Here is a 16,963-nt window from a genome sequence, read left to right as displayed (position 1 = left end):
TTCCACCTCGGACGCCGGCGGAGGGAGTGCGGGGATGAGCCTCCTGATCGGACTGCACCACGTACAACTCGCGGCCCCGCCGGGCACGGAGCCGCGGATGCGGGAGTTCTACGCGGGCATCCTGGGCCTCACCGAGGTGCCCAAACCGCCGGCCCTGGCGGCGCGCGGCGGGGCGTGGTTCCGTGCGCCGGGCGTCGAGGTCCACATCGGCGCCGAGGCCGACTTCCGGCCCGCCAGGAAGGCCCATCCGGGGATCCTCGTGCGCGACCTGGACGCGCTCGTCGACCGGCTCCGGGCGGCCGGTCACCAGGTCCGGCCCGACGACCTGCTGCCCGGGTACCGCCGCTGCTACGTCGACGACCCCGTCGGGAACCGCCTGGAGTTCCTCCAGCCGAGCGAGGCGGCCTGAGCCGATCCCACTCCGCGGCGCCGCCCGCGGACCGGGCGGGCGACGTCGCGCGGACGGCCCCACACGGACGTCGATCACGGGCCGCGCGCCTCCCGATCGGCCAGCATCTCCCAGTCGGCCAGCACGTCGAGCAGGATGCCGAGGATCCGCCGCAACTCCTCGACGTGCTCGATCTTGCGGACCGCGTCCTCGAAGCCGGCCGGCTGGGCGTCGAGCGCCAGAACGGCGTCCTCGAGGCTCTCGGTGAGTCGCGTCGCGCAGGCGTCACCCGACGTGTCGGCCGTGCGGCCCGCGCCTCGAGAGATCTCGGCCGCCCCGCCGCGCGGCCGGTGGCCGACGCGGCCGTGGCCGGAGTCGCCGGATCGGTATGGCACTGCCCACCTCCTGGATCCGCCGACGGCGGATCGTCGCCCGCGAGGGCGGGCGGCCCGCGCCGGGCGAGAGCCCGTCACCGTCGCTTGTCGCGAACACGGTAGGGGCCGGGTGTGACAGAACGGCTACGGAGGGTCAGATGGCGGCGGGGTCGACGCCGTTGCGGCGGGCGGCCCGGGCCTGCTCCTTGGCCTCTTTGGCGGCTTCCTTCGCCTTGGCCTTCAGCTCTTTCTGGCGGGCCTTGTAATCCGTCGTGAGGTGCGGCTTCGGCTCCAGCCCGGACAGGCCGTTCCAGGCGAGGTTCACCAGGTGGGCGGCGACCTCCTCGCGCTTGGGCTTGCGCACGTCCAGCCAGTAGGTGCCGGTCATCGCGACCATCCCGATGAGCGCCTGGGCGTACAGCGGGGCCGCCTTGGGGTCGTAGCCCTTCTCCTTGAACTCGTCCCCGAGGATGTGTTCGACCTGGTTGGCGATGTCGCTGAGGAGGCTGGCGAACGTTCCCGTCGCCGAGGCGGCGTGCGAGTCGCGGACCAGAATGCGGAAGCCCTGGCTGCTGTCCTCGATGTACTCGAGGAGTGCGAGGGCCGCGCGTTCGATCTTCTGGCGCGGGTGCCCGCCGACGAGCGCCTTGGTGACCAGGTCGAGCAGTCGCTCCATCTCACGGTCGACGACGACCGCGTACAGGCCCTCTTTGCCGCCGAAGTGCTCGTACACCACCGGCTTGGACACTCCCGCCACGCTGGCGATCTCCTCTATGGAGGTGCCGTCGAATCCGCGTTCGGCGAAGAGTGTCCGGCCGATGTCGAGCAACTGTTCCCGTCGTTCTTTTCCGGTCATACGCTTCCGGCGTGACCGTGGGGGTTCGCTCACGTTCTCAATTGTCGCGGTAGCAACCGAATCGTTGGCTACGCTCACTGCTCGCTCTTCCCTGGCGGCCCTGGACTCCCGACCGCAGGCGGCGCCGTGTGAGACTGTTAGTTTCGCTTACGATATCCGCTTTGCGGCGAGACGTTGCTCGTTCGGCCAACGAACATCGGAGACCCAGCCGAGCTTCTCGAACATCCAGATCAGCCGCGCGCTGATGTCCATCTGGCCCTTGAGTACGCCGTGCCGGGCGCACGTCGGGTCCGCGTGGTGCAGGTTGTGCCAGGACTCGCCGAACGACGGGATCGCCAGCCACCAGACGTTCTTCGCCTTGTCCCGCGAGTCGAAGACCTCGTCGCCCATCACGTGACAGATGGAGTTGATGGCCCAGGTGACGTGGTGCAGCAGGGAGACGCGCACGAGAGAGCCCCAGAAGAAGGCGGTCAGCGCGCCCCACCAGGACATCGTGATCAGGCCGCCCAGCAGGGCCGGCAGGAGCATCGAGACGGCGACGAGACCGGGGAAGACCCGGCTGATGCGGCGGATGTCCTTGTCGGCCACCAGGTCGGGGCAGAACTTCGCCGGCGAGGTGCGTCGGGCGTCGAACAGCCAGCCCATGTGCGCCCAGATCAGGCCCTTGGACAGCGCCTTCCAGTCGCCGCCGAACCGCCACGGCGAGTGCGGGTCGCCCTCCTTGTCGGAGTACTTGTGGTGGCGGCGGTGGGTGGCCACCCAGTCGATCACGCTCATCTCGATCGAGAGGCTGCCGGCGAGGGCCAACGCGATGCGCAGCGGACGCTTGGCCTTGAACGACTTGTGGGTGAAGTGCCGGTGGTAGCCGACAGTCACTCCCAGGCCGGTCACCGTGTACATCACCACGGTGATGGCCACGTCGCTCCAACCGAGACCCCAGCCCCAGGCGAACGGCACGGCCGCCGCGACGGCGAGGAGCGGTACCGCGATGAAGACGGCCAGCAGGACGCGTTCGAAAACGCCCTTGGGCTTCGCTTCGAACTCGGGTAGGGCCTGCGGTCGAGGTGGCGCGGACGGGGCTATGGTCATGCGGTTCCTCCTGCCCATCGGGAAACTTACGGCTACGCAACCGTAACCTACGGCGGCGTAAGTTAGGTAGATGCCCGACGGGATTTCCGCAAACATGTCGTGTCGGTCACACGAGGGTTGCCAACCCGCAAGTCGCCACTTAGCTCCTTTGGCGACAGCGGTGCTCCGGCGGCCGGTCCCGGGCGTGCCCCGGCCTCGGCTCCGGCGGCCGGTCCCGGGCGTGCCCCGGCCTCGGCTCCGGCGGCCGGTCGCGGCCGCGCTCCCGGCTTGATCGAAACGGGCGCGCCGCCTGACGAGGCAACCGCTATCGTTAGGGGTGCCGTGCGGCAGGCGATGCCGCGGCGGCGATCCGGCGTGGTGAAATCGGCATCACGGAGGGTTTTGGTCCCTTTATTTCTGGTTCGAATCCAGGCGCCGGAGCCCTTTTCTCCACCGGGCCTCCGCGTTCCCCGGAGGCCTGGTGACCTCGGCTTCGCCGCTCCGCGTCCCTGACCGGGGCGCATGGGGTCCGCCCGCGGGCGGTATCCTTCGGGTGTCGGGCGGGTTACGGGCCTGCGACCCCGTCTCTTCGCAGGCCGGCACCCTCGCCGGAGGTCTCCCAGACGTCCGCGCCCGGCTTCGAACCTGTCAGCGACGCCGAGGAGCCTCCTCCAGTGAGCGGAGCGAGCCACCGGGCGATGCCATGTCACCAGCACATCACCGAGCCGTCCGGTGAGGTGGTCGCGTGACCATGAGCCGCCCCGCAGCCGTCATCGTCCTCGCCGCGGGCGAGGGCACCCGGATGAAGTCCCGTACCATCCCCAAGGTCCTGCACGAACTGGGTGGGCGCAGCCTGGTCGGGCACGTCCTCGCCGCAGCCCGAGACCTGCGGCCCGAGCGACTCGTGGTGGTCGTCGGGCACGGCCGGGACAAGGTCGTCGAGCATCTCGCGGAGATCGCGCCGGACGCGGTCGCCGTGACCCAGGAGCAGCAGAACGGCACCGGCCACGCGGTCCGGATCGTCCTCGAGACGGTCGGCGCGCTCACCGGCACCGTCGTCGTCACCAACGGCGACCACCCGCTGCTGCGCGGCGAGACACTGGCCGAGCTGGTCCGCGCGCACGAGACCGAGGGCAACGCCGTCACGGTCCTGAGCACCGAGATACCGGACCCGACCGGCTACGGCCGCATCGTGCGCGGCCCCGGCGGCGAGGTGGCCGGGATCGTCGAGCACAAGGACGCGGGGCCGGACGAGCGCGCCATCCGCGAGATCAACGTCGGCATGTACGTCTTCGACGGCAAGCTCCTGGCGGACGCGCTCGGCCGGGTGACCACCGACAACGCCAGCGGCGAGGAGTACCTCACCGACGTCGTCGGGATCCTCCGCGGGGACGGCCACCGGGCCGGCGCGTACAAGGCGGCCGACTGGATCGAGACGCAGGGCGTCAACGACCGGGTCCAGCTCGCCCAGGCGCGGCGCCAGCTCAACGACCGTGTGCTCGAGGCGCACATGCGCGCCGGGGTCACGATCGTCGACCCGCTGTCCACGTGGGTCGACGTGCAGGTGACGCTCGAGCCCGACGTGGTGATCGAGCCGGGCACGCAGCTCCACGGCGCCACCCACGTGGCGGCGGGCGCCCGGATCGGCCCGAACTGCACGCTGACCGACACGTCCGTGGGCGAGGACGCCGTCGTCGTGAACGCCGTGTGCGTCTCCGCCGAGATCGGCCCGGAGGTCAGCGTCGGCCCCTTCGCGTACCTGCGGCCGGGCACCCGGCTCGCCCGCAAGGCCAAGATCGGCACGTACGTCGAGACGAAGAACGCCGTGGTGGGCGAGGGCAGCAAGGTGCCCCACCTGACCTACGTCGGCGACGCGGAGATCGGCGAAGGCACCAACATCGGCGCCGCCTGCGTCTTCGTCAACTACGACGGCGTGACCAAGAGTCGCAGCGTCGTGGGCGACCACGTCAAGGTCGGCAGCGACAACATGATCGTCGCTCCGGTCACGATCGGCGACGGCGCGTACACCGCGGCCGGTTCGGTGATCACGAACGACGTGCCGCCGGGCGCCATGGCGGTCGCGCGTGCCCGCCAGCGCAATGTCGAGGGGTGGGTCGAGCGCAGGCGCGCCGGCACCCCCTCCGCGGAGGCGGCCCAGCGCGCCCGCGAGCAGGACGGCCAGGACAGCGAGTAGGGAGACTGTACGCGTGACAGGGATCAAGGCGACGGGCGAGAAGAAGCTGATGCTCTTCTCCGGCCGGGCATACCCCGAGCTCGCCGAAGAGGTGGCCGAGGCCCTCGACGTCGAGCCGACGCCCACGTCGGCGTACGACTTCGCGAATGGTGAGACGTTCGTGCGGTTCAACGAGTCGGTGCGCGGCTCGGACGCCTTCGTGCTGCAGAGCCACACCGCGCCGATCAACCAGTGGATCATGGAGCAGCTGATCATGGTCGACGCGCTCAAGCGCGCGTCGGCCAAGCGGATCACGGTCGTCGCGCCCTTCTTCGGGTACGCCCGGCAGGACAAGAAGCACCGCGGCCGGGAGCCGATCTCCGCGCGGCTGATGGCCGACCTGTTCAAGACGGCCGGCGCGCACCGGCTGATGGTGGTCGACCTGCACACCGCGCAGATCCAGGGCTTCTTCGACGGCCCGGTGGACCACCTGTTCGCCCTGCCGATCCTCACCCGGCACATCGGCGCCAAGCTCGACACCGAGCAGGTGACGGTGGTCGCGCCGGACGCCGGGCGGGTGCGCGTCGCCGAGCGCTGGAGCGACGAGCTGGGCGGCTGCCCGATGGCCATCATCCACAAGCGGCGCGACCCCGAGGTCGCGAACGAGGTGAAGGTCTTCGACGTCGTCGGCGAGGTCGCCGGGCGCACCTGTGTCGTCGTCGACGACATGATCGACACCGGTGGCACGATCGTGAAGGCGGCCGACGCGCTGTTCGAGGAGGGCGCCGCCCGGGTCGTGGTGGCCGCGACCCACGGCGTGCTGTCCGGGCCCGCCGTCGACCGGCTGAAGAACTCCCGGATCTCCGACGTCGTTCTCACCAACACGCTGCCGATCCCGGACAACAAGCGGTTCGACAAGCTGACCGTGCTGTCGATCGCGCCGCTGCTGGCCCGGGCGATCAGTGAGGTGTTCAGCGACGGCTCGGTGACCAGCCTCTTCGGCGGCCACAGCTGAGATTTCGTCCCCCGGCACGAACCGGAACGCCGATCGGCTAAACTTGGGAGACCGTGTGCGTCCGACGCTGCCTCCATGGGCTCGCCCACTCTGAGTCCGGCCGCGAGGAGCATCGATGATCTTCGACGTTACTTGCGTCGACTTGTACTGACAAGCTTCATTTGAGCGAGGAGTTTTCGCCGTGTCCGAGGTACGCATTGCCGCCGAGCCCCGCACCGAATTCGGTAAGGGCCCCGCCCGGCGCGCTCGCAGGGCCGGCAAGGTGCCCGCTGTTCTGTACGGACACGGCACCGACCCGAAGCACATCACGCTGCCCGGCCATGAGCTGATGCTCGCCCTCAAGACGCCCAACGTGCTGCTGCGCGTGGAGGGCCTTGGGGACGGCGCCGAGCTCGCGCTGCCGAAGGACGTCCAGCGCGACCCGCTCAAGGGCTTCCTCGAGCACGTCGACCTGCTCGTCGTGAAGCGCGGCGAGAAGGTCACCGTTGAGGTTCCGGTCCAGGTGACGGGCGAGGTGGCGCCGGGCGGCCTGCTCGACCAGCAGCTCGTGCAGGTGGCTCTCGAGGCCGAGGCGACCCACCTTCCCGAGGCGGTCGAGGTCGACGTCGAGGGCCTGGAGGTCGGCACGCAGGTCCTCGCCAAGGACCTCAAGCTGCCGGCGGGTGCGACGCTGGGCGCCGACGAGGAGGCCCTGGTGCTGCACGTGCTGCCGTCGCCGACCGCCGAGCAGATCGAGGCGGCGACCACCGGCGAGGCCGAGGCGCCCGCCGAGGCTCCCGCCGCCGCCGAGGGCGAGACCGCGGAGCAGGGCGGCGAGGAGTAACAGCGCCCTCTCGGGCGTCGGCCGTCGCCGTGGCGCCGACCGGCATGGTCCGCGTCGGTGTGCCCGGCGACCGTGCGGCCGCGACTCGCGTCGGTTCGCCGGCGACGAGGCGGCCGCGAGCCGTGTCGGCGTGCGGGCGTAGGCTCCCGTGTCGGTTCGCCGGCGACGAGGTGGCCGCGAGCCGTGTCGGCGTGTGGGCGCAGGCCCGCGCGGACGTGGGTCCCGGCCTGCTTCCGGGGTGTTCGGCGGCGGGTTCGCCGCGCGACGCCCCGTCATCGGTGAGTGTGTGAGCGCCCCCGGACGGGGCGCGTCGAGCCCGTGCGGAATGGGCGTCGGACAGGCCCGGCGGTCCACGCGCGGGCTCTGATGTGTCGGAGGGTGGTCGGTGATGCCGGACGTGGGCGCGGACGCTCCCTGGCTCGTCGTCGGGCTCGGCAACCCGGGCCCCGAGTACGCCGGCAACCGGCACAACGCCGGCTTCATGGTCCTCGACGTGCTGGCCGCGCGGATGGGCGGCCGGTTCAAGGCGCACAAGGCGCGTGCCGAGGTCGTCGAGGGACGGCTCGCCGGGCTCCGGGTCGTGCTCGCCAAGCCCCGGTCGTACATGAACGAGTCCGGCGGCCCCGTAAAGGCTTTGCGCGACTTCTACAAGGTGCCGCTCGAGCGTGTCGTCGTCGTGCACGACGAGCTCGACATCCCCTACGGCACGCTGCGCCTGAAGCGCGGTGGCGGCGACAACGGGCACAACGGCCTGCGCTCGATCACCAAGGCGCTCGGCGGGCGTGACTACCTACGGGTCAGGTTCGGGATCGGCCGGCCGCCCGGCCGCATGGACGCCGCGGTGTTCGTGCTGCGCGACTTCGCCGCGGCCGAGCGCAAGGAGCTCGACCTGAACACCGAGCGCGCCGCCGACGCGACGGAGTCGTTGCTCACGGACGGCCTGGACCGCGCGCAGAACATCTTTCACACTGCTTAGAAGAACTCTCTCCCGGGCGAACTCGACACGTACCGGCGATTACGTGGTTTCGGCCCCTCTGCGCGTTCTAGGTCTCTATCGTGCCAGGTGTACCCCCAGGAGCCACGGTGCCGTCCCGGCGGTCGCCGCCCGAAAGATCACTGTTTTGACGCCCACCGGTCCTCGTGTGACATGACGGGCGATTTTTGCCGGAACGTGTGAACCTCTCGTGACCCCTGGGCGTCCTGCTTCAGCAGAGTCCCGTGTGTGTTACCTCGGCGAGGGGTGAAATGGCGGTCGTCGGAGAAGCGTGGCCCGAGGCCCAGGCCGCCCACGGCAGTCGTTCGCGGATCCAGTCATGGAGCTCCGGTTACGCGCGGCAGGCCTGGTGTGTCGACTTTCTCGTCGCCCTGCTCGCGGGCCTGTTCGCCTTCGTCGCGCGGTTCCGCTACCCGACCTTCGGCGACCCGTGGAGCACTCCCTACATCGGACTGAGCCTCGTCCTGCCCTTCCTGTGGACCGGCGTGCTCGGCATGGCGCGCGCGTACGAGCACCGGCTCATCGGCGTCGGCTCCGAGGAGTTCCGCCGGATCATCCAGGCCGGCTTCTCGCTGACCGCCACCGTGGCGATCCTCGCGTACGCCACCAAGATCGACGTCGCCCGCGGCTACGTCATCGTGGCGCTGCCCCTCACCACGGGACTCGACCTGGTCGCGCGGTACCAGCTCCGCAAGCGGCTGCATCGGCGGCGCAAGGCCGGTGAGTGCATGCGCCGCGTCGTGGCCGCCGGGCACCGGGCCGCAGTGGCCGACCTGGTACGGCAGCTGCGCCGCGAACCCCAGCACGGCATGCAGATCGTCGCCGCCTGTCTCCCGCCGATGCTCGCCTCGGGCGACGACGCGGTCCGCGAGATCGAGGGCGTACGGGTCGCCGGTGACTTCGCCCGGATCGCCGGTACCGTCGAGGCGGTGCACGCCGACACCGTCGCCGTGCTCGCCTGTCCCGAGCTGGACGGCGTGGCCCTTCGCCGCCTCGCCTGGCAGCTCGAGAAGGACGACGTCGACCTCGTCGTCGCACCGGCGCTCATGGAGGTCGCCGGGCCGCGCACCTCCATCCGCCCGGTCGCCGGGCTGCCGCTCCTGCACGTCGAGCACCCCGAGCTGAGCGGCGTCCGCCGGCTCATCAAGAACGCGTTCGACCGCACCGTCGCGGCCGCGGCGCTGATGGTCCTGTGGCCGCTTCTGGCCGCCATCGTGATCGCCATCCGGCTGGAGAGCCCCGGCCGCGCGCTGTTCCGCCAGGTCCGGGTCGGCCAGGACGGCCGCGAGTTCACCGTGCTGAAGTTCCGGACGATGGTCGTCGACGCCGAACGGCGCAAGGCCGAACTCCTGCAGCTCAACGAGCACGACGGCGTCCTGTTCAAGATCAAGAACGATCCGCGGGTCACCCGGATGGGGACCTGGCTGCGGCGCTACTCCCTTGACGAGATGCCCCAGCTGTTCAACGTGCTGTGGGGCGACATGTCGCTGGTCGGCCCCCGCCCGCCGCTGCCCGACGAGGTCGCACAGTACGGTGATGACGTGCGCCGCCGCCTCGTCGTACGACCGGGCATGACCGGTCTGTGGCAGGTGAGCGGACGGGCGGACCTGACCTGGGAGGAATCCGTGCGCCTGGATCTGCGTTACGTCGAGAACTGGTCCTTGACCCTCGACCTGCAGATCCTCTGGAGGACCTGGGCCGCCGTCCTGCACGGTTCCGGTGCCTACTGACGTGTAGAGAGAAGTACGTGATCCACGACGACCACGCCCTCGCCAGGGATCTGGCAACCGAGGCGGGAGCGCTGCTGCTGCGCCTGCGCGCGGAGTCCGGCTTCGCCGACGTACGAAGACTGCGGGACACCGGCGACCGGGAGGCGCACCTGTGCCTGACCGAGGCGCTCGCCCGGCAGCGTCCCGGTGACGCCGTCCTCAGCGAGGAGGGCAAGGACGACCTCGCCCGCATCGACGCCGACCGCGTGTGGATCGTCGACCCGCTGGACGGCACGTACGAGTACGGCGAGGAGGGACGGTCCGACTGGGCCGTGCACGTCGCGCTCTGGGAGCGGGACGGCGACGGCACCGGGCGGCTCACCGCCGGGGCCGTCGCGCTGCCCGCCCAGGGCCGCACGCTCTCCACGGCCGAACCGCCGTCGCTGCCTCCGCTGCGCGACCCCGCGCAGATCCGGATGACGGCCAGCCGCAGCCGCCCGCCGGCGTTCCTCGACCGGCTCGTCGACGAGGTCGAGCCGGACGTGCGGGTCATGCCGATCGGATCGGCGGGCGCGAAGGTCGCCGCGGTGCTCCTCGGCGACGTCGACGCCTACGTGCACGCGGGCGGTCAGTACGAATGGGACTCCGCGGCGCCGGTCGCGGTCGCCCTAGCGGCGGGCGCCCACGCCTCCCGCATCGACGGGTCACCCCTGACCTACAACAATGAGAACACCCTGCTGCCGGATATCCTGGTTTGCCACCCGGATTTGGCGCCAACGCTGCTCGCCGGCATCCGGGCGGTCTCGTAAGCGAACCCGGGAGCGGCACCACATGCAGCGCAGCACCGCTGACACCCGTGACTACCGGACGTCTCAGCTCGGCGTCCTGGAGTCCGAATCGATCCACATCATCCGGGAGGTAGCGGCGGAGTTCGAACGGCCCGTCCTGCTCTTCTCCGGCGGCAAGGACAGCATCGTCATGCTGCGCCTCGCCGAGAAGGCGTTCTGGCCGGCACCGGTCCCGTTCCCGGTCATGCACGTCGACACCGGCCACAACTTCCCCGAGGTCATCGAGTTCCGCGACCGCCGGGTCGCCGAGCTCGGCGTCCGCCTCGTGGTCGCGTCCGTGCAGGAGTCCATCGACAAGGGCCGCGTGGTCGAGGAGACCGGCCGGCGGGCCAGCCGGAACCGCCTGCAGACCACCACCCTGCTGGACGCCATCGAGGAGCACCGGTTCGACGCCGCGTTCGGCGGGGCCCGGCGCGACGAGGAGAAGGCCCGCGCCAAGGAGCGCGTCGTCTCCTTCCGCGACGACTTCGGCCAGTGGGACCCGAAGAACCAGCGGCCCGAGCTGTGGAACCTCTACAACACCCGGATCCGCCAGGGCGAGCACGTCCGGGTCTTCCCGCTGTCGAACTGGACCGAGCTCGACATCTGGGACTACCTCCGGCTGGAGGGCCTGGAGATCCCCTCGATCTACTACGCCCACACCCGCACGGTCTTCGAACGCGACGGCATGCTGCTCGCCGACAGCCCGTACTCCAACCGGGGTGACGACGAGCCGGCCTTCGAGGCGATGGTCCGCTACCGCACGGTCGGCGACATGAGCTGCACCGGTGCCGTCGAGTCGACCGCGGTCGGCCTGGACGAGGTCATCGCCGAGATCGCCGCCACGCGGGTCACCGAGCGCGGTCAGACCCGCGCCGACGACCGCACCAGCGAGGCCGCCATGGAGGACCGCAAGCGGGAGGGCTACTTCTAAATGGACATTCTGCGGCTCGCCACCGCGGGCTCGGTCGACGACGGCAAGTCCACCCTCATCGGGCGCCTGCTGTTCGACTCCAAGTCGATCTTCGAGGACCAGCTCGAGGCCGTCGAACGCACCAGCCGCGACCGGGGTGAGGACTACACCAACCTCGCCCTGCTGACCGACGGCCTGCGCGCCGAGCGGGAGCAGGGCATCACCATCGACGTCGCCTACCGCTACTTCGCCACGCCCCGGCGCAAGTTCATCATCGCCGACACCCCCGGGCACATCCAGTACACCCGGAACATGGTGACCGGCGCCTCGACCGCCGACCTGGCGATCGTCCTGATCGACGCCCGGAAGGGCATCCTGGAGCAGTCGCGCCGCCACGCGTTCCTGGCGACGCTGCTGCGGGTGCCGCACCTCGTGCTCGCGGTCAACAAGATGGACCTCGTCGACTACGACGAGGCGACGTTCGAGCGGATCAAGGACGAGTTCACGTCCTTCGCGGCGAAGCTGTCGGTCGGCGACCTGACGTTCATCCCGATCTCGGCGCTGCACGGCGACAACGTCGTCGAGCGGTCGGCCAACATGCCCTGGTACGACGGTCCGTCGCTGCTGCACCACCTGGAGAACGTCCACATCGCCTCCGACCGGAACCTCATCGACGTGCGGTTCCCGGTGCAGTACGTCATCCGGCCGCACAAGTCCACCGACCCGGAGCTGCACGACTACCGGGGCTACGCCGGCCAGGTCGCGGGCGGCGTGCTCAAGCCCGGCGACGAGGTCATGCACCTGCCGTCCGGGCTGACGACGCGGATCAAGCGGATCGACACCGCCGACGGTCCGGTGGACGAGGCGTTCCCGCCGATGTCGGTCACGCTCCTGCTCGAGGACGACATCGACATCTCCCGGGGCGACATGATCTGCCGGCCGCACAACCGGCCGCAGGTCACTCAGGACGTCGACGCGATGGTCTGCTGGATGTCCGACGAACGCCCGCTCGTGCCGCGCGGCAAGCTGGTCATCAAGCACACCACCCGCACCGCCAGGGCGATGATCAAGGAGCTGCAGTACCGGCTCGACGTCAACACGCTGCACCGGCACGAGGACGCCGAGCGCCTGGAGCTCAACGAGATCGGGCGGGTGCGGCTGCGCGTCACCCAGCCGCTGTTCGCCGACGACTACTCCCGTAACCGCGGCACCGGCGGGTTCATCCTCATCGACGAGGCCACCAACGCGACCGTCGGCGCCGGCATGATCATGGAGAACCGCTAGCCGTACGGGCCCGGCCCCCAGACGGGGCCGGGCCCGTACGCGCTCGGATCAGGTCCGCTCGGGCGGGAAACCGCCGGTCGCGATCGGTCCCCACTCTTCGATGTGGATGCGGATCAGCGACTTGTCCTGGCGCCGCATCGCCTCGCGGTACTCGTCCCAGTCGGGGTGCTCGCCGGCGATGCAGCGGTAGTACTCCACCAGCCCGTCCAGCGCCTCCGGCATGTCGAGCACCTCGGCGCGCCCGTCGACCTGGACGTACGGCCCGTCCCAGTCGTCGGACACGACACAGATCGACACCTGCTCGTTCCGCCGCAGGTTCCGGGCCTTGGCGCGCGCGGGATACGTGGAGACGACGATTCGCCCGTCGGCGTCCACGCCACACGTCACGGGCGACATCTGCGGCCGGCCGCTCGCCCGTAGGGTCGACAACAACCCGTGGTGCCGGGGACGCAGGAACTCCAGCAACTGGGCACGGTCTACTCGCTCGGCGGTCGCGATCCTCGGAGCCACGTGACATCACCTTTCCGGACGCTGCTCATGATTACGTGCAGCACCCTAGACTCTGCGCGTGCTGCCCTCCGTGGGAGTGGTCATCCCCACTCACAACCGTCCCCAACTGCTGCGCAAGGCGATCGAGTCGGTGCTGGCCCAGGACTACGACGGGAAGGTCCGCGTCGTGGTGGTGTACGACCGGGCCGAGCCCGACCTGAGCCTGGCGGGCGACCGGGTCGAGGTGCTCGCCAACACCCGTACGCCCGGCCTCCCCGGCAGCCGCAACACCGGGATCCTCGCGCTCGACACCGACCTGGTGGCCGCCTGCGACGACGACGACGTGTGGCTGCCCGGCAAGCTGGCGGCCCAGGTCGCCGCCCTGGAGGCCGAGCCCGACGCGGTCCTCGCCAGCTGCGGCATCCTGGTCGACTTCAACGGCCGGGAGGTGCCCCGCCTGGCCGGCGCCGACCGGGTCCTCTTCGACGACCTCGTCGGCGACCGCGTGATGAGCGTGCACTCCTCGACGTACGTCGCCCGGCGCGAGGCGCTGATCGACATCGGCATGGTCGACGAGACGATCCCGGGCGGCCAGGGCGAGGACTGGGACCTGGCGCTGCGCGCCGCCCGCCGGTACCCGATCGTCAACGTCGACCGGCCGTACGTCCGCGTGCTGTTCGGCCAGACGTCCTACTACGCGCAGGCGTGGGAGACGAAGGTCGAGGCCCTGCGATGGTTCCTCGACCGTTACCCGGAGATCGGCCGGTCCCCGGCCGCGGCCGGGCGGGTGTACGGACAGATCGCGTTCGGCTGCGCCACCATCGGCCGGCGACGGGAGGCCGTGCGCTGGGCCGGACGGGCGATGCGGGCCAACTGGAAGGAACGGCGGGTGCCGTTCGCGCTCGCGGTGGCCAGCGGCGCCGTCTCGGGCAAGCGCGTCCTGCTGACACTGCACGCCCGCGGCCGGGGCATCTGACCCGCGGCGAGGCTCAGGTCCAGGTGACCTTGGGGTTCGCGGCCGTCTCCGCCGCGCTGTTGTCGGCCGGTGCCGGCCGTGCCGACTCGGCGCCGTCGGTGCGCGGGGCCGCCTCGGCCGACCGGGCCGGGTCGACGGAGCGGGCCAGGTCGGACCGGGGCTGACCGGTGGAGCGCGTCGGCGCCTGGGGCCGGGCGGCCTCCTCGCCGGACGCGGGCGGGAGCGGCTCGGGGCGGTGCCGCCGGCCCTTCGGCGGCGGGGCGCCCTCGTCGGACACGGCCACCATGTCGAGCACCGTCGGCGCGTCCTCGATGGCCTCGTACTTGTTCTGCTTCGGCGGCGGAACGACCGGCCGCTCGCGCAGCGGCGGCGGGGTACGGGCCGGCAGGGGCCGGGACGGCGGCGGCGCCACCTTGTCGTCCTGTACGGGCAGTACGACCGCGCCCATCACCGCGGCGCCCATCCGGTCGATGCGCCGGACCCCGTCCCGTATCTGGGCGTAGCGCGCGAGGGGGATCTCGACCACCATGAGCGCGGCGTCCGCCAGGTCCGCCAGCGCCTGGGCGTCCGCGCCCAGCTCGGTGGACGGGGCCTCGATGACCGTGAAGCGGTAGTCCTCCCGCAGGGAGCCGATCAGGCGGTCCATCTGCTCGCGCTGCAGCAGTTCGGCGGCCAGTTCGCTGTTCGCGCCGACCGTGATGGCGCTCAGCGTCGGCGCGCCGTGGTTCTTGCGGATCACCTCGCGCGGTTCGGCCCAGCCGAGCAGCACCTCCGACAGACCCGGCCCCTCCGGAAGGCCGAGGAGCTCGCCGGCCACCGAGGAGCCCAGGTCCGCGCAGACCAGCAGGACGTCCGAGCCCGTACGGGCGAGCGCCGCCGCGAGGTTGGCGGCGACGAAGCTGCCGCCGCGGCCCGGTGCCGCGCCGGTGACCAGGAGGACGTGGTTGCCGTGGCCCAGCGTGGCGGTGAGGACGTGGGAGAGCTCGTGGAAGCTCTGCCCCGTACGGCTGCGCGCCGGCAGCAGGCCCAGGCCCTCCCGGCCGCGTTTGGCCGGGATGTCCACGAGGACCGGCAGGTCGAGGACGCGCTCGATGTCGTGGGCGGTGCGCACCCGCTTGTCCGTCCGGTCCAGGAGGATGGCCAGCACGACACCGAGCAGCAGGCCGCCGACGAGACCGCTGGGCAGGTACCTCGTCAGACTGGGGTCGGACGGCGAGGTGGGCAGCCGCGCGTCCGTGATGATCTCGCCGGGGTCCACGTTGGCGGCCGTCACGCGCAGGTCGGACGCCTTGTTGTTGAGGGCCTGCATCTGGGCGACGACCAGGTTCTTCTGCACCTTGTCGGTCATCGTCCGCAGCTGCTTCGACAGCGAGTTGATCTGCCGCTGGAGAGCCGTCATCTGGGTCATCAGCACGGTGGTGGCGCTGTCGCGGCGGTCGTCCAGGTAGGCCTGGGCGAAGGCGTGCGCGCGGTCGCGGGCGTCCGCGGCGGTCGAGGCGTTGACGGTGATGTAGATGACCGTCGAGTCGTTCGGGACGTTCACCGACACGGACGCGCTGAGCGCGGTCGGGGTCTCCTTCGTGTGCAGGTCACGGGCCACCCGCTCGGCGACGTCGTACGAGCGGACGCGCTGCGCCTCGGTCTGCAGGTTGATGTCCTGCTGCTTGCCGGACTGGCTGCCGCTGTCCAGCTTCGTGGGGGTGACGTTGACGACGGCGAACGCGGAGTACGTCTTGGGCATGACGACGACGAGCATCGCCGCCACCGCGACGCCGAGCGCCGCTGCGGCGACGACCACCCACCAGCGGCGTTTGAGCATTGCCAGGTAGTCCGCGAGCTCTCGCGAGCCCCCCGTGGCCGTGGCGTCCATCTGACTGCGTGGCCCCTTCGCCGAAGGTCTATGAGACCGCCATAACATACCTTGCCGGGCTTGGCCTAACCTGCGCTCGCGCAGAACCGCAGGCGACCGAGAACTAGGTGCGTCGCCGGATGTGGAAACCGATGAGCACGACCGCGAGGACGAAGGCCGCCCCGCCGATGGCCATCGCGATGAGAGTGGTGTCCTGCCCCGAGCCGGCGGGACCGGCGCTCTGCCGGCCGGGCAGCGGCGTGGTCTCCGCATTGACCGAGCTGGGCAGCGGGACGCGCCAGATGGGCTGGCCGACGCCCTCGGAGTTCACCAGCAGGGAGTGGCCGTCCGGCGTGAAGGTCACGCCCTCGCCCTGTTGCTGCTGGGGCAGGAGGACCTCCGCCGGCTTCTCCGTCAGGGACTTGGCCACGTCGCCGTCGTTGATCCACCAGACGTACGCGGTGTCGTCGTTGCGGATGACGACGCGGTCGCCGGTGGGGGAGAAGTCGCCTCCGGACGCCCTGGTGACCGGTACGTCGAGGACCTTGCGCAGGAGGTTGACGCCCTGCGGGTTCAGGCTCGCCGGCGCCTCCCACAGTGACGCGACCTGCTGGGCGGTCTCGGTCTTGGTGACGACGAAGACGCGGCCGGTGCCCGGCTGGACGAGCAGCGTCTCGGCGTTGCGCCCGGGGACGCCGTCGGCGTACCGGAGATGGTAGGTCTCCAGACCGGCCGGGCTGACCTGGCCGGTGGAGTTCGCGGGCGGCTCGTCGAACTTCAGCACCGCGTAGTCACGCCGGCCGGACTTCTTCGCGGTCTGGCGGACGCGGAGCGCGTCGCCGATGTCGCCGAGGTAGATGGCCCGCTTGCCACTGCGCAGCCGGACCGCGGAGATGTCCTCCCAGTCCTGGTTGGACCCCGCCGGCAGGCGTACCGTGAACTGCGCCTTGCCCTTGGCGTCGAGCCCGAAGACGTCCGTGGAGCGGCCCGAGTCCTCGTGGCTGTAGAGGATGCGGCCGTTCTCGCTGGTCGCCAGCCCGCTCGCCTGGGTGATGGCCGGGTCGGCCACGACCTCGACGACCTGCGCGTCGATGGGCCCAGGGTCCGCGCCGACCCGGGCGGTGGCGGCGGTCGGCCAGAAGACGCAGAGCGCGGCCAGGACCGCCGACGGCGCGCGAGACAGGCGGATGGGCATGCTGATTCCCGGATCTCCCCACTGAAGTCT

Annotated in this window: 16 protein-coding genes and 1 tRNA gene; 11 read left to right on the top strand and 6 right to left on the bottom strand. The window is 70.9% G+C overall.

From position 1 onward, the window contains the following. The first annotated feature begins 34 nt into the window (after positions 1–34). Positions 35–409 (top strand): VOC family protein, encoded by a 375-nt coding sequence (locus ABD978_RS16895; RefSeq protein ID WP_345354616.1) that lies wholly within the window; start codon positions 35–37, stop codon positions 407–409. A gap of 74 nt (positions 410–483) precedes the next feature. Here ABD978_RS16895 and ABD978_RS16890 read toward each other — a convergent pair whose 3' ends face one another. The 3 genes from ABD978_RS16890 to ABD978_RS16880 form a co-directional block, all read right to left on the bottom strand. Then, entirely contained in the window at positions 484–783 is a 300-nt protein-coding gene (locus ABD978_RS16890; protein ID WP_345354614.1) for a hypothetical protein, read from the bottom strand. 133 nt (positions 784–916) lie between these two features. After that, positions 917–1,618 (bottom strand): TetR/AcrR family transcriptional regulator, encoded by a 702-nt coding sequence (locus ABD978_RS16885; protein ID WP_345354610.1) that lies wholly within the window; start codon positions 1,616–1,618, stop codon positions 917–919. 147 nt (positions 1,619–1,765) lie between these two features. After that, positions 1,766–2,707 carry an acyl-CoA desaturase gene (locus tag ABD978_RS16880; protein WP_345354608.1) on the bottom strand — a complete coding sequence of 314 codons (942 nt, stop codon included), beginning with the start codon at positions 2,705–2,707 and terminating at the stop codon, positions 1,766–1,768. 348 nt (positions 2,708–3,055) lie between these two features. On the opposite strand from ABD978_RS16880, the gene ABD978_RS16875 reads away from it, so the two are divergent. The 9 genes from ABD978_RS16875 to cysN all read left to right on the top strand — a co-directional run bounded on the left by ABD978_RS16875 (position 3,056) and on the right by cysN (position 12,424). Next, positions 3,056–3,127, top strand: a tRNA-Gln gene (locus ABD978_RS16875). A 304-nt stretch (positions 3,128–3,431) separates the two neighbouring features. Continuing rightward, entirely contained in the window at positions 3,432–4,880 is a 1,449-nt protein-coding gene (gene glmU / locus ABD978_RS16870; RefSeq protein WP_345354606.1) for a bifunctional UDP-N-acetylglucosamine diphosphorylase/glucosamine-1-phosphate N-acetyltransferase GlmU, read from the top strand. Between the two features lie 13 nt (positions 4,881–4,893). Further along, positions 4,894–5,874 (top strand): ribose-phosphate diphosphokinase, encoded by a 981-nt coding sequence (locus ABD978_RS16865; protein ID WP_345354604.1) that lies wholly within the window; start codon positions 4,894–4,896, stop codon positions 5,872–5,874. A 181-nt stretch (positions 5,875–6,055) separates the two neighbouring features. Next, positions 6,056–6,697, top strand: coding sequence for a 50S ribosomal protein L25/general stress protein Ctc (locus ABD978_RS16860; protein ID WP_345354602.1), 642 nt, complete (start codon positions 6,056–6,058; stop codon positions 6,695–6,697). Positions 6,698–7,085: 388 nt separating this feature from the next. Continuing rightward, complete coding sequence (pth, locus tag ABD978_RS16855; protein WP_345354600.1) at positions 7,086–7,673, top strand: aminoacyl-tRNA hydrolase; 588 nt, start codon at positions 7,086–7,088, stop codon at positions 7,671–7,673. A gap of 269 nt (positions 7,674–7,942) precedes the next feature. Beyond that, on the top strand, positions 7,943–9,421 hold the full coding sequence (locus ABD978_RS16850) for a sugar transferase (RefSeq protein WP_345354598.1): 1,479 nt from the start codon (positions 7,943–7,945) through the stop codon (positions 9,419–9,421). Between the two features lie 17 nt (positions 9,422–9,438). Further along, positions 9,439–10,209, top strand: coding sequence for a 3'(2'),5'-bisphosphate nucleotidase CysQ (locus ABD978_RS16845; RefSeq protein WP_345354595.1), 771 nt, complete (start codon positions 9,439–9,441; stop codon positions 10,207–10,209). A gap of 22 nt (positions 10,210–10,231) precedes the next feature. After that, complete coding sequence (gene cysD, locus ABD978_RS16840; RefSeq protein WP_345354593.1) at positions 10,232–11,161, top strand: sulfate adenylyltransferase subunit CysD; 930 nt, start codon at positions 10,232–10,234, stop codon at positions 11,159–11,161. Continuing rightward, positions 11,162–12,424, top strand: a complete 1,263-nt coding sequence (gene cysN / locus ABD978_RS16835; RefSeq protein ID WP_345354591.1) for a sulfate adenylyltransferase subunit CysN — start codon at positions 11,162–11,164, stop codon at positions 12,422–12,424. Positions 12,425–12,472: 48 nt separating this feature from the next. Here the strand turns inward: cysN and ABD978_RS16830 are convergent, their stop codons facing one another. Next, positions 12,473–12,934, bottom strand: coding sequence for a PPOX class F420-dependent oxidoreductase (locus ABD978_RS16830; RefSeq protein WP_345354589.1), 462 nt, complete (start codon positions 12,932–12,934; stop codon positions 12,473–12,475). 58 nt (positions 12,935–12,992) lie between these two features. Here ABD978_RS16830 and ABD978_RS16825 point away from each other — a divergent pair, with 58 nt between their 5' ends. Next, complete coding sequence (locus ABD978_RS16825) at positions 12,993–13,889, top strand: glycosyltransferase family 2 protein (protein ID WP_345354587.1); 897 nt, start codon at positions 12,993–12,995, stop codon at positions 13,887–13,889. Positions 13,890–13,902: 13 nt separating this feature from the next. Here the strand turns inward: ABD978_RS16825 and ABD978_RS16820 are convergent, their stop codons facing one another. Beyond that, positions 13,903–15,759, bottom strand: a complete 1,857-nt coding sequence (locus ABD978_RS16820; RefSeq protein WP_345354585.1) for a Wzz/FepE/Etk N-terminal domain-containing protein — start codon at positions 15,757–15,759, stop codon at positions 13,903–13,905. A 103-nt stretch (positions 15,760–15,862) separates the two neighbouring features. Next, positions 15,863–16,933 carry a hypothetical protein gene (locus ABD978_RS16815; RefSeq protein WP_345354583.1) on the bottom strand — a complete coding sequence of 357 codons (1,071 nt, stop codon included), beginning with the start codon at positions 16,931–16,933 and terminating at the stop codon, positions 15,863–15,865. Between the last annotated feature and the right edge of the window lie 30 nt (positions 16,934–16,963).

Origin of the sequence: Actinoallomurus liliacearum, assembly GCF_039542035.1 — a bacterium.
GTDB classification, from domain to species: Bacteria; Actinomycetota; Actinomycetes; order Streptosporangiales; family Streptosporangiaceae; genus Actinoallomurus; species Actinoallomurus liliacearum.
This window is presented reverse-complemented; position numbering and strand designations above follow the sequence as displayed.

Coding starts and splice junctions, on each gene's coding strand:
- ABD978_RS16895 (WP_345354616.1), top strand. CDS start 35: ATGAGCCTCCTGATCGGACTGCACCACGTACAACTCGCGGCCCCGCCG.
- ABD978_RS16885 (WP_345354610.1), bottom strand. CDS start 1,618: ATGACCGGAAAAGAACGACGGGAACAGTTGCTCGACATCGGCCGGACA.
- ABD978_RS16880 (WP_345354608.1), bottom strand. CDS start 2,707: ATGACCATAGCCCCGTCCGCGCCACCTCGACCGCAGGCCCTACCCGAG.
- pth (WP_345354600.1), top strand. CDS start 7,086: ATGCCGGACGTGGGCGCGGACGCTCCCTGGCTCGTCGTCGGGCTCGGC.
- ABD978_RS16850 (WP_345354598.1), top strand. CDS start 7,943: ATGGCGGTCGTCGGAGAAGCGTGGCCCGAGGCCCAGGCCGCCCACGGC.
- cysD (WP_345354593.1), top strand. CDS start 10,232: ATGCAGCGCAGCACCGCTGACACCCGTGACTACCGGACGTCTCAGCTC.
- cysN (WP_345354591.1), top strand. CDS start 11,162: ATGGACATTCTGCGGCTCGCCACCGCGGGCTCGGTCGACGACGGCAAG.
- ABD978_RS16820 (WP_345354585.1), bottom strand. CDS start 15,759: ATGGACGCCACGGCCACGGGGGGCTCGCGAGAGCTCGCGGACTACCTG.
- ABD978_RS16815 (WP_345354583.1), bottom strand. CDS start 16,933: ATGCCCATCCGCCTGTCTCGCGCGCCGTCGGCGGTCCTGGCCGCGCTC.